This is a genomic window from Pseudomonas sp. NFACC46-3 (genome assembly GCF_900114515.1).
Classification (GTDB): domain Bacteria; phylum Pseudomonadota; class Gammaproteobacteria; order Pseudomonadales; family Pseudomonadaceae; genus Aquipseudomonas; species Aquipseudomonas fluorescens_Q.
Genome location: NZ_FOTH01000007.1, coordinates 188,940 through 189,919 on the forward strand (window position 1 = coordinate 188,940; position 980 = coordinate 189,919).

General features: G+C 61.6%; 2 protein-coding genes. Both read right to left on the reverse strand.

The window, feature by feature from the left end; genetic code table 11:
• Positions 1 to 307 precede the first annotated feature (307 nt).
• A complete protein-coding gene (locus tag BM300_RS10750; RefSeq protein ID WP_003201656.1) occupies positions 308 to 505 on the reverse strand; it encodes a YbdD/YjiX family protein in 198 nt (65 codons plus the stop codon).
• Positions 506 to 520: 15 nt separating this feature from the next.
• Positions 521 to 980: carbon starvation CstA family protein (locus BM300_RS10755; protein WP_305883537.1), on the reverse strand; the 460-nt coding region annotated here is incomplete at its 5' end.

Below are 980 nucleotides of genomic sequence, written 5' to 3' on the forward strand. Positions count from 1 at the left end.
CAACAGCGCAATCAAGCCAGACAACTACCCTGTGGCGAGGGAGCTTGCTCCCGCTCGGCTGCGCAGCAGTCGCAAAACCGGCTGATACGGTCGGCCTGAAGAACCGCCGGGGCCTGCTTCGCACGCCAGCGGGAGCAAGCTCCCTCGCCACAAGGGATCTGTGGCGTATGCAAATTCTGAGCGCCCCAGAAACAACTGTGGGAGCGAGCTTGCTCGCGATGGCGGAGTGTCAGTCAACATGATCGTAACTGACCCACCGCCATCGCGAGCAAGCCCGCTCCCACATGGGGGTTGGGTTTAGCTCAACTCAACAGCACTTGGGCCCGCCCTTGCCACCGTAACGGGCCTCCTGGCGTTCGCGGAAGAACGCCTCGTAGTCCATCAACGGTTTGTCCGGGTGCTTGGTTTGCATGTGCTCGACGTAGTTGTCGTAGTCGGGCATGCCGACCATCAGGCGGGCGGCCTGACCGAGGTATTTACCGAGGCGACTCAAGTCATTGAACATCGTTGCAATCCCCTATCAAGCGTCCGGCACGGCCTGGAATGGCGCTTCTTTATCCGTGCGTTCTTTGGTGCCCCAGGCGGCGATGCCGACCTTGAGGGCGTAGAACAGGATGCTGAAGACCACGAACAGGAACAACACCGTCAGCGTTGCGTTGGTGTAGGCGTTGAACACCACGTGCTGCATCTGCTCGATGCTCTTGGCCGGGGCCAGGACCTGGCCGGCGGCCAGGGCATCGTTGTATTTGCGCGCCAGGGCCAAAAAGCCGATCGCCGGGTTGGCGTCGAACAGCTTGATCAGGCCCGCGGTGGTGGTGCAGATCAGCAACCAGCTCGCCGGCAGCAGCGTGACCCAGACGTAGCGCTGGCGCTTCATCTTGATCAGTACCACGGTGGCGAGCATCAGGGCGATACCGGCCAGCATCTGGTTGGAGATGCCGAACAGCGGCCACAAGGTGTTGATGCCACCCAGCGGATCG

Coding starts and splice junctions, on each gene's coding strand:
- BM300_RS10750 (WP_003201656.1), bottom strand. CDS start 505: ATGTTCAATGACTTGAGTCGCCTCGGTAAATACCTCGGTCAGGCCGCC.